The organism is Psychrobacter lutiphocae DSM 21542 (genome assembly GCF_000382145.1).
GTDB lineage: Bacteria > Pseudomonadota > Gammaproteobacteria > Pseudomonadales > Moraxellaceae > Psychrobacter > Psychrobacter lutiphocae.
Window position 1 is genome coordinate 36,456 of record NZ_KB907646.1, and the last position, 10,776, is coordinate 47,231.

General features: G+C 43.0%; 7 protein-coding genes and 2 pseudogenes. 3 read left to right on the forward strand and 6 right to left on the reverse strand.

Features of this window, described 5'->3' with window-relative positions; all coding sequences use genetic code 11:
• Positions 1-11 precede the first annotated feature (11 nt).
• The 5 genes and pseudogenes from H140_RS15225 to pilG form a co-directional block, all read right to left on the reverse strand.
• Positions 12-3,335 (reverse strand): Hpt domain-containing protein, encoded by a 3,324-nt coding sequence (locus H140_RS15225; RefSeq protein WP_019673468.1) that lies wholly within the window; start codon positions 3,333-3,335, stop codon positions 12-14.
• A 3-nt stretch (positions 3,336-3,338) separates the two neighbouring features.
• Positions 3,339-4,583: pseudogene (locus H140_RS14425) on the reverse strand (methyl-accepting chemotaxis protein); the annotation flags it as partial.
• Between the two features lie 221 nt (positions 4,584-4,804).
• Positions 4,805-5,383 (reverse strand): chemotaxis protein CheW, encoded by a 579-nt coding sequence (locus H140_RS0109750; RefSeq protein WP_019673470.1) that lies wholly within the window; start codon positions 5,381-5,383, stop codon positions 4,805-4,807.
• A gap of 2 nt (positions 5,384-5,385) precedes the next feature.
• Positions 5,386-5,751 carry a response regulator gene (locus H140_RS0109755; protein ID WP_019673471.1) on the reverse strand — a complete coding sequence of 122 codons (366 nt, stop codon included), beginning with the start codon at positions 5,749-5,751 and terminating at the stop codon, positions 5,386-5,388.
• Positions 5,752-5,877: 126 nt separating this feature from the next.
• The gene (pilG, locus tag H140_RS0109760) at positions 5,878-6,279 is read right to left on the reverse strand and encodes a twitching motility response regulator PilG (protein ID WP_019673472.1); all 402 of its coding nucleotides are present in this window, start codon (positions 6,277-6,279) and stop codon (positions 5,878-5,880) included.
• Positions 6,280-6,901: 622 nt separating this feature from the next.
• On the opposite strand from pilG, the gene H140_RS0109765 reads away from it, so the two are divergent.
• Both H140_RS0109765 and H140_RS0109770 read left to right on the forward strand, forming a co-directional pair.
• The gene (locus tag H140_RS0109765; protein ID WP_019673473.1) at positions 6,902-7,624 is read left to right on the forward strand and encodes a response regulator transcription factor; all 723 of its coding nucleotides are present in this window, start codon (positions 6,902-6,904) and stop codon (positions 7,622-7,624) included.
• A 59-nt stretch (positions 7,625-7,683) separates the two neighbouring features.
• On the forward strand, positions 7,684-9,513 hold the full coding sequence (locus H140_RS0109770) for a sensor histidine kinase (RefSeq protein WP_019673474.1): 1,830 nt from the start codon (positions 7,684-7,686) through the stop codon (positions 9,511-9,513).
• Here the strand turns inward: H140_RS0109770 and H140_RS0109775 are convergent.
• A complete protein-coding gene (locus H140_RS0109775) occupies positions 9,508-10,422 on the reverse strand; it encodes a histone deacetylase family protein (protein WP_019673475.1) in 915 nt (304 codons plus the stop codon). The genes H140_RS0109770 and H140_RS0109775 overlap by 6 nt on opposite strands.
• A gap of 167 nt (positions 10,423-10,589) precedes the next feature.
• Here H140_RS0109775 and H140_RS15910 point away from each other — a divergent pair.
• Positions 10,590-10,776, forward strand: a pseudogene (locus tag H140_RS15910) (helix-turn-helix domain-containing protein); the annotation flags it as partial.

A 10,776-nucleotide genomic window follows, 5' to 3' on the forward strand; every position in this document is an offset into this window, starting at 1 on the left:
ATAAGCTCAATCTATAAAGGCGGTAACTCCAAATCCTGCTGCACAAGCTTACTATAAACTGCCTGCAATGCATCAGCAACACTCGCTACGGCATAGGCATTCACCATATGCGCACCACCTTTGAGCAAATGCAACGCACGTTGTAGCTCTGTAAGTGCAGTCTGTCGCCCAATAGCCTGATTGCTCTCACGTGTATCTGTTGCAGCTTGCCACGCATGTTGCTGTAAGCTACCCATATCACCAATCAGATCATCGGCTTCTTCTAAAAAAACAGCCAAAATATCTGGATCTGGGCTATCACCACCCCAAGACTCAGACTTCATCCTGTCAAACTCCAGCTCTATTAAGCTGATATCTTCATTGGTAGCAGTACGCTCAGTTTGGCTGCTGATATCTGTATCCATCGACCAAGCAGATGCCGTAGATGATGCTGGTGGCTGCACCGCTTGCTGTGAAGGCAGTGATGACGTTACTGCCCTATCTGCTGCTGTTGTCTTATGGCTCTCCATCTGCTGCCTGTCAGCTTCAGCGACTGACTCACTTGCCATATACGCCACTGGCTGTTGCCTGTTAGATGACAGCGTAAAGGAAGGTAGTTGATATCCCTCGTCAAGTTGTTTACGCTGTACCAAACCTTGTAACTGCTCAACAATATGGGGCACATAAAAAGATTGACTTTGCTGAGCCAGCATCTCTATTTGAGTTGATAACACATCCTGTACAGACTGCATCAAAGCTACCCAGGCTGGTGTGATCTCAATCTGCTGGTTGACAAAGCATTCATATAGGCTTTCAGCCTCATGGCTAAGCTCAGCAATACTATCAACACCTGCCATACGAGCACCACCTTTTATGGTGTGAAGATGGCGCTGTAATACCTGAATGACGTCTTGATTTTGTGGATCTTGTTGCCAAAGGGTAAACTGCTGATTACTATCGTCATCCAGTACTTGTGCTTCTTCAATAAAGATAGCCAATAACTCTGGATCGGTAGCCACTAATTCTAGCGCTACGCTGTCACTTAGATTCGTCTCATTTCCCCTATTATTCACAGCCTCCTTTTTATCAACATCAACTGCATCAGTATTTACTACTTTATCTACCTCCCCTGCTTCAGTTGTGATAACTGCCGAAGCCACAACTGAATCTGTCACCTTATCAGCTGCTTTTGGTGACTGAGAGATTTCAATGGCTAGCTGATGCAAACTTTTGATAACATCTGTATCTACTTTCAGTGCCATACTACCAGCCAGCGAATCAAACAAACTTAATAACTGCTCATGCCCTGCTGTCAAAATCCCAACCACTTGTAGCTGTGTCATAGCCTGAAGTTGCAATACTTCAGGATGCTCTATAATGGCTTGGTAAACTTGCTGTAAAGCACTAAGCAGGGTCGTAAACTGAGCAGAATCCCCCACTTTTGTTAGAAGTAGCTGACTTTGTGCCATTAACTGGTCAAAATAGGCGGTAAGATTCTGCCAATCCTGCAAGTTGCTATTGGCTGTCCCTATGGTAGCTATCTTAGTAGCACTCAATCCTTGTGCTAGCTGTGGTAGTTGCCATTCTGCGTCTAATAAGGTGTCAGCTCCTGTAATCAGTGTGGCAATACTCAACTTAATATCTGGCTTAGCCGATGCCTCCTGTGTATCGGTAGCTATCGATTTATCAAAAGCAAGTTGTAACTGATATAAAGCTTGCTGCTGTTGGCTGAGATCTTGCTGCTCAAGCAGTTGGCTTTGGTTTTGATGCTGCTTAATATACTGTCTTATTATTAGCAGTGACTGAGCAATGAGCTGTCTATGACGGTCGCTCATTGACATCTGTTGTATTTGAAGTTGCTCTAGGCTTTGCTCAATAATGGCGCTAATCTCATTAATCGCTTCTAACCCTTGACTGCTAGCTGCTCCACGCAAGGTATGAAACGCCCGTAACAGCTCGTCACTAACTACCTGTTGCTGTGACGCTTGTGCTTGGTCAAGCTGCGCATCAATACAACTGAGTAATTCGTACGCTTCATCGACAAAAACTTGTTGCAGCGCCTTATCTTGTTGCAACGTGTCTGTACGCTTAGTCTCAGAGTCACGTTTAGCCTCAGAGTGTTGCTGCAAACGAGCATTGGCACTGGCTAAGCTATCTAACAAGCGATCTTCAGTTGGTCTTAGTGTGCTTCTTGTTGCCTGCACAGCTGTTGGCTCTGATATTACTGACTCTGTTGGCGGTAGATCTTGCTTAACATCTTGCACCAAAGTAACAGTGGCATAATCAAAACCAGGGGATTGATTATTAGCATACAAATTTGCGGCAGCCATCCACACAGCTACTTGCTCTGGATAGCTGGTGTGTTGCGCAAAACTATCTATCAATTGCGGATAAGTGGCAACCACATCCTGTAATAGCGTCAACATACCATCCGTTGCATCTATGCTACCTTCTAACACCCGATTGAGCATATTTTCAATTGCCCATGCCAGCTCAGCACTTGTCAACGCACCTACCATTCTCCCTGAACCTTTTAAAGTATGAAAGCCTCTGCGAATGGTAGTCAACGCCTGCTTATCTGAAGTCAAGCTAGTTAAGTGTTGCAAATTTTCTGCTATTTGCTGTAAAACCTCTTCTGCCTCTTCGATAAATATTTCTTTAATCTCAGGGTCACAGTCGTCTGCATCACTGGGAATATCAAGCAGTTCTAAGTACGGCTGTAATAGTATCCAAGCAGGTTTATCTATATTATTTGTGCTGATACCTATTGCTGTATCAGTTCTGGAGTTTAGAGGAGGCTGATCATCATTTTCTATCAGGCTAGTTACTATTTTAGCGCTATTAGGTTGAGAGCTACTCGGATACAAGCTTTCAATTGCGTTATTAGCAGCTTTATGTTCATCGGTCATATCCTGCTCTTGCATCGCAACTACTTCTGCTTCAGTAAATAACTGCTGCAACTGCAGGAGACTATCTTGCAGTGGCTGTTGTTGATAACTGCCTAGATCAATATAGTGGCTAAACTCTTGCAATAGCTGCTCGCTGGCCTTTAATACTAGATCTACACTGGTAAGTGGTAAATACTGTACCGACAGGGCGTTGATGGTCGTGACCAACTGCTGAATTAACGCTGTAAAATCCTTTAAGCCTGCTACATCTAATTTGCTATGAATTTGCTGATAGCTCTCAGCGATGACTAGTAGATCCTCTTTATCTGCATGAGTTGTAGTCTCTGGTTGCGTGCTGGGTTCTGCATCCGAATAGTGCTGCAACTGCTGATGTAAGCTAAATAACTGCTCTTTTATCAGCGGGAACATCCATTCAAAGGAGAATAAGGGGCTGGAAGAACGACTCATTATTTATCCTTTGGCCGATACATCATCTTGCGCCAGCTTAAAGCCTGAGACCGACTCTTGCAGTGCAACTGCCATCTCGTTGAGCTGACCCACTGAACGAGCTGTGGCGCGCGTCCCTGAAGTTGTCTTAGAGGTAACCTGCTGAATATCCTCCATAGTGTGGGAAATTTGCCCAGCGGAAGTGGCCTGTATTTGTGCTTCGTTTGAGATACGTTCAATAAGATCAGCCAAACTGTTCGATACACTTTGCACTTCGGTCAACGCCTCGCCTGCATCAGCAGCAAGCTTCGCTCCTTGTACTACTTCACTGGTGGTTGACTCCATAGATCTGACCGCTTCACTGGTGTCAGCCTGAATGGTTTTTACCAAGGTTTCAATCTGCTTAGTTGCATTTGCTGAACGCTCAGCCAGTCGCTGAACCTCATCGGCAACTACCGCAAACCCTCGACCTGCTTCACCTGCCATAGATGCCTGAATTGCGGCATTTAAGGCCAGTACGTTGGTCTGATCTGCAATGTCATTAATCAAGCCAACAATATCACCAATCTCTTGTGATGACTCACCTAAGCGCTTGATACGCTTAGAGGTTTCTTGGATTTGTTCACGGATGGTCACCATACCATCAATAGAGCGCTGTACTACCTGCGCCCCATTATGGGCAATGGCAACCGAACGTTGCGCTACCGCAGCAGACTGAGTAGCACTATTTGATACTTGCTCGATTGAATGCACCATTTTATTAATCGCAGCAGATACTTCCACAATCTTTTGTGACTGGTGTTCAGAAGCTTCAGCCAGCTCCGTTGCAGTCAGCTGCGTTTGATTGGAAGACTCAGCCACATTTACTGCTGTATTATTAATCGCTTGTACCAGCTGTCGCAGTTGGTCTATGGCATAGTTAACCGAATCTGCAATAGCACCAGTAATGTCTTCTGAAACAGTTGCATTAACGGTTAAATCACCATCAGCCAAGTGCTCAAGCTCATCTAACAACCTTAAAATAGCCGTTTGGTTTTGTTGGTTTTCTTTTTCCACCACTTTTGCTCGTTGAAACTGTGCATCCATTTCATCGCGCTGGCGTAAGGTTTCTTTTTCAATTAACAATCGCTGAGTAGCGTTACCAGCCTTATATAAACGATACAAGGTATAGATTGCCCCTGACAAGCTCAATAAAAACAAAAGTGTAGGCCACAGCACTTGCTTACTCGCCAGCACATAGCCCGCCATTTGATTAACACTAAACAATAAATAAACAAGACTCGCCACACCAATAATACCCAATATTACTAAGGTATAAATCCACTTTTGCTGATGGTCTTGATGATCGGCTAATGTTTTTTTACTTTTAAAATATGACGACTTGCTCGCAGGCTGGTTGGCTGCATCTTTCATTCAGGCTATCCTTAACATCTGTCTTGTTTTATTGTTAATCAGTTTTGTTTTATTGTTAATCTGTTTTACTTTACTATTTAATTAGAGCGTGCATTTAGCAGAGCAGCTTCTAAAAAGCGAGGGTCTGCTAATAACAAACTAGGCATAAACACTGGCCAGTGCTGTTTTTCCTCTATAAACTGGCCATGATTGTAAGGTAAAAAAGGTGAGCTACTTGGCAAGCTTTTGGCAACATATTGCTCAGGTGAAAACTTTTTGATATGAGCTACTGCATCGACTAACAACCCAACCAAAATATCATGTTGCTTAACAATCAATACTTTGCGCTGCCGCATTTGAGCTTGGGTAAGGCTATATGTTTTTTGTTTGCTATGTTGACGCTGTAAATTTAAAAACTTAGCTAAATCTACTAAGGGCAACAATTGACCTCGCACATTGGCAACACCCAATAGCCAAGGCTTGGCTAGAGGTACGGTGGTCACAGCCTGTGGGGTAGCAACCACTTCCGTCACCTCACCAATCGGTGCTACTAACTGCTCACCAGCAAGCGTAAATGCAACACCTTGCCACTGTGGCGTCTCTTTCTGAGTTACCTGTTTGCGCAATTGCGCCATCTGCTCTAAGCGCAATAATTCAATAAATCCTTTTAACGCCACAATTATTGTCCTATAACCGCATCAAGAATCCTGAGAAGCTCGGCCTCATATACAGGCTTGGTTAAATAGGCTTTTGCCCCTTGGCGTTTACCCCAGATTTTGTCAGTTTCTTGATTTTTTGTACTAATCATAACTACTGGAATATGAGCAGTCATCTCATTACGAGTAATCTTGCGTGTGGCTTGAAAGCCATTCATCTCAGGCATCACGATATCCATTAAGATCACATCGGGCAAATGAGTTACTGCCATCTCAACCCCCTGCTGACCATTCATAGCCTCAATCACTTCAAAATTACTATTGGCTAGTATGTCACGAAAACGAGCCATTTCTGAGTGGGAGTCTTCAACCACTAACACCTTATACATTATCGTCTCTCATCTTTATGATTTTGTTATCCGACATAAGTCAACTGCACTTACTGGTTAATACGACACTTACTGGTTAATACGACTGCACTTATCCTTATAACGCTATGATTTTTATGGCGCTATTTATGCTTGTGTTTGTGTGTCTTGATTATGATACTGGCGGATAGCTGTATACAGCTCATCTTTGCTAAAAGGTTTGGTTAAATATTCATCTGCACCAACAATACGCCCACGCGCCTTATCAAACAACCCATCTTTTGATGACAACATAATGACAGGTATGCTGGCAAAGTCTTGGTTATTTTTGACAATGGCACAAGTTTGGTAGCCGTCTAACCGTGGCATCATCACATCAATAAAGATAATATCTGGCTGATAGTCCGCTATTTTTGCCAATGCATCAAAACCATCAACCGCAGTCAGCACATCACAGCCCACTCGTTGCAATAACATCTCTGCGGTACGTCGAATGGTCTTTGAGTCATCAATTACCATTACCTTTAAACCTTCAAAGCTAATATCCATTGTAATTACCTTTTATTTTTATAGTTTACGCTTAAACCTTCTTATTATCTCAATGCCATTTTTAGCATAATTTAACAGCCTTTACTAGCTGTTTCCAAACCAAGTACTAGCTGTTTCCAAACCAAGGAGTTATAGGGGGTAGATAGAATAGATCTATTAGGATGCACCTCTATTGTTGTAGTCAGATAAATGAGTTACAAGGCAACCAAGTGCAAGTACTACTGAAGTAGGCTAAACGAGGTTAACGCTGTAACTCTTTTATATGCTGTGACTATACTTGCTTAATGAGGCGAAAACTACCTCTGTCAGTGACATTAATCCGCTCTAGACAATCCCCTGAACTACGCCCGCCTTAAAAACAATAGCTTATCGCAATTAACTTAACTCTGATTATACGTGGCTATAAGCGAATGTGTAACAATAGCGAAGATAAAGTAACAAACTATGTATTGTTAAGACAGACAGAGCGTTAGCATTATGGCTATAATACTCTTAATATTTTTAATGTTATTAATATTTCTAATACCATTAAACTCTCGAATACCATTAAACTAATGACAAACTCTCGAATACCATTAAACTAATGACGATATAAACATAAACAAATAAAGGACTCTCAACTATGAGTAAACAAATCTTATTAATCGAAGATGATCCAGACTTGGCTGAATTAATCAGTGACTATCTGGCAATGAACTACTACGTAGTACATCATGCACCTACGGGACAAGAGGGACTAGATATCCTAGATGCCAAAGAGCGTGCGATAGATCTGATTATTTTAGATTTAATGTTACCAGATATGGATGGTATGCAGGTCTGTCAAAAGATTCGTGGTAGCAAAAATAGCCAAATCAATAAGGTGCCTATTGTCATGCTCACTGCCAAGGGGGACACCACCGACCGAGTACTGGGCTTAGAAATGGGTGCAGATGACTATATCGCCAAACCCTTTGAGCCTCGTGAGCTATTGGCGCGTATCCGTGCCGTATTGCGCCGTCATGAGCAGCCCAATCAAGCTGATGGACAATCAGACAGCCTTACTTTTGGTCGCTTAAGTGTCTTCCCAGACAGCCATGAGGTGACTATTGATGATAAGCCTGTGCGCTTAACTACCCATCAATTCCAACTGCTTCATTACTTTGCCACCCATGCTGGCAAGGTGCTCAATCGTGAGCAGTTGTGGCAAGCCATGCCCAATGATGACAGCTCGGATAACATAGATCGTGCCATCGATGTGCATATTTCACGCCTAAGAGCTTTGATTGAAGACAACCCACGTCAACCGAAGCGCATCATTACTGTACGCGGCGTTGGCTATCAGTTTGCCACAGATCAAGTGTAGCTTTTATCAAGGCATATTGATTACCCCTTACGTCCTTATATAACTTTAGATATCCTTTTATGCTTCGACTGTCTAACTTTGGTCTTACCTCCGTCTTTAGCAAGCTATTTTCTAGCGTTATGCTAACGCTTGTCTTTTTTGCCAGCTGTATGGTGGCACTGATGAATATGGTGCATAACAACTCAGTGGATGCACGCTGGGAAGTGCTTGCCAAACAAATTGTGACCCAGGTAGACCCTTTTGTCGATGAGCTAGATAATGCCACCACCATGAACGAGCTGTTACAAGCTCGTTTTATGCTGGCAGTGATCAAAAAAAGCTTTGATATCTTTGATGAGTCACTACAAGCTAAGATGGGACTATATGATCGCCAAGGCCGTTTATTAATTCAGACCGATGACAGCGACTTGCCCAAAGAGCTACCAGCAGACCCATCGTTTTTTACTCGTATTTTACCCGCGTTTTTTTCTTCAGATACACTATATGTCACTGCCATGAGTGATCGTGGTTATACCCTTTTGTACGAACCACGCAATCCACCAAAGCGTTCTGAATTATGGGCAGTTCTTAACTGGTTTACTGGTACTATTATCTTAGTCGCCTTGATGTCCATGGTCTTGTGGTGGATTGCACGCTCTATGACCTGGCGCATCAACCAAATGAGCAAACAAATGGAACAGCTGGGTGAAGGCGACTTTAGTGTTCGGGTGCCGGCCAAAGGCAATGATGAGATTGCCAGCTTAGCCCGTGGCTTTAATCAAGCAGCACAAAAAATTGAGCAATTAATTAGTGCCAACAATTTACTTTTAGCACATGCCTCTCACGAGCTCCGCACCCCCATTACTCGCATTCGCTTGCAAGTTGAAATGATGGATATGCTGGCAGCAGAGTTATCCGAAAAAAGCCAAACTCAATTCAAAAAACGGGCGCAAGCTATCAATCGTGACTTAATCGGCTTAAATGACTTGGTAGAAAGTATCTTATTGGTCAGCCGCCTAGATGCTGGGCATGCTGCACAGGCAAATGAGCGCTTAGACTTCTATGATCTGGTCGCTCAAGAATGCCAACACTATCCTGAAGCCACCTTATATGGTGAACCCTTGACCATTGAAGGACAGCCAAAACTATTGATCCATTTGGTGCGAAATCTACTCAATAACGCCCTAATACACGGTAAACCACCTATTGAGGTACATGTTTATGGTGTTGTCAATCAAAAAGACGCCTTGTATCCTCCCAAGCCTCTACTTGATAAAATTGCACAAAATAAAGCACAGCAACTGCAAGATTTTACAGATACTGATCTGATTGACAATACAAGTGTAGATCTAGCTCATGAGCAGATCGAAGATCAAGTATTCACTGCACACAAAAATAAAGCCTCAACCACAGAGGACGCACAATCTGTCTTAGTTGTTAATAGTGAAGAAGAAAGTAACCTGAATGCCAAGGATACCGACAAAGCATCAAAAACAAATACAACTAGTGATATATCTTCTACTGACCAAGGACAAGAAGCAAAAAGCACAACTAAGAAAAACAACAGCCTGAAAGGAAAAAACAGTAATTCAAAAGCAAGTGATGTGGGTTTTGCCAGACGATTACGCCGCCCTAGAGCTGAACCGATTGCTGTGCCTAAATATGCGGTACTTGCCGTCATTGATCAAGGTAAAGGAATTCCTCTGGACAAGCGAGAAGAAATCTTTAGCCCCTTTGTACGTTTACAACAAAAGCGTAAAGGCTCAGGACTAGGTCTATCTTTGGTCGCTCAAATTGTCGCAGCACATAATGGTCGGATTCGTACCGACACCTATAATGGTCATACTCGCTTTATCGTTCTTCTACCAGTTAATGACACCATTATTGTCGAGCGCCCTAATTTTTCATAAATCGCGACTAAAAAATAACTGCTGTGCCAAGCGATAGCTATTGCAGTGCGCCTCCACCACATCCTCTATATCTTCTGAATAACCACCGCCCATAACCACCGCGATTGGAATCTGATTGCGCTTGGCTTGTTGTAACACAAACTCATCACGTGCCCGACATCCTTCACGGGTTAACGCTAATTTTCCCAGCTTATCTGTTGCCAATACATCCACCGCTGATTGATAAAAAATCATATCCGGCTGATGCTGAGCTATCAGCTGTGGCAAGCTGTCCTGTAACTGTGCCAAATATGCCACATCATCGGTATCATTAGGTAGGTTAATATCTAAGTCAGAATCGACTTTGCGAAATGGATAGTTCTTTTCACCATGCATACTAAACACAAATACCCTAGGCTCATTGGCCATAATGCTGGCATTACCATTACCTTGATGCACATCCAAATCGACAATCAAGATCTTACTTGCCTCGCCACGTGCTAATAATAAATTGCTGGCAATACACACATCATTAAACACACAAAAGCCCTCTCCATGATCGGCAAAGGCATGATGCGTACCACCTGCGACATTAAAGGATATCCCATATTGCTTGGCATACAAGGCACACTCATAAGTGGCATGCGCAATATAACGGCCACGCTCAACCAACTGCGGTGTCATCTCAAAGCCAATCGCCCGTGCCTCTTTACGTGACAAGGTTTGGGTTTTTAGCTTATGCCAATACTCTGGGGTATGGGTGGTTAAAATCTCAGCTTCGGTGAGCTTGTCTGGCGCAAATAAGTTCTCACTACTGAGGGTGCCTTCCGCCAACAACCGCTGCACAATCAAGGGGTATTTTTGCATCGGAAAGCGGTGACGCTCTGGCACTTGATAAACATAAATAGGTGAGTAAGCCACTTTTAGCATATTTATTTTCCTACCTTTTTACTAGGGCGTGTCCCTAATGTGAGCACAGTATGTAATGAAAATAGCAAACGGACTAATCAGCCTATTTATAACATAAAAAAGTTATAAGTAATCGAACAGAAATACATTATAATAGCAATTTTCCATAACAGACATAAAAAGCCATCATGAAGATAAGACAAGTAGAACTAACCGATGCCGAGCGTAAAGCACTAGACCACGGGTATAAACACGGAAAAACAGCCAGTTATCGAAAACGTTGTCACATTATACTGCTAAAAAGTGATGGCAGAATAGCCAAAGACATCGCACAAATAACCGACACCAACATTCAAAGCGTATACAATTGGCTCA

What these genes read in the sequence shown, in the direction of transcription:
- H140_RS15225 (WP_019673468.1), bottom strand. Translation starts at nt 3,335, where the DNA reads ATGAGTCGTTCTTCCAGCCCCTTATTCTCCTTTGAATGGATGTTCCCG.
- H140_RS0109755 (WP_019673471.1), bottom strand. Translation starts at nt 5,751, where the DNA reads ATGTATAAGGTGTTAGTGGTTGAAGACTCCCACTCAGAAATGGCTCGT.
- pilG (WP_019673472.1), bottom strand. Translation starts at nt 6,279, where the DNA reads ATGGATATTAGCTTTGAAGGTTTAAAGGTAATGGTAATTGATGACTCA.
- H140_RS0109765 (WP_019673473.1), top strand. Translation starts at nt 6,902, where the DNA reads ATGAGTAAACAAATCTTATTAATCGAAGATGATCCAGACTTGGCTGAA.
- H140_RS0109770 (WP_019673474.1), top strand. Translation starts at nt 7,684, where the DNA reads ATGCTTCGACTGTCTAACTTTGGTCTTACCTCCGTCTTTAGCAAGCTA.
- H140_RS0109775 (WP_019673475.1), bottom strand. Translation starts at nt 10,422, where the DNA reads ATGCTAAAAGTGGCTTACTCACCTATTTATGTTTATCAAGTGCCAGAG.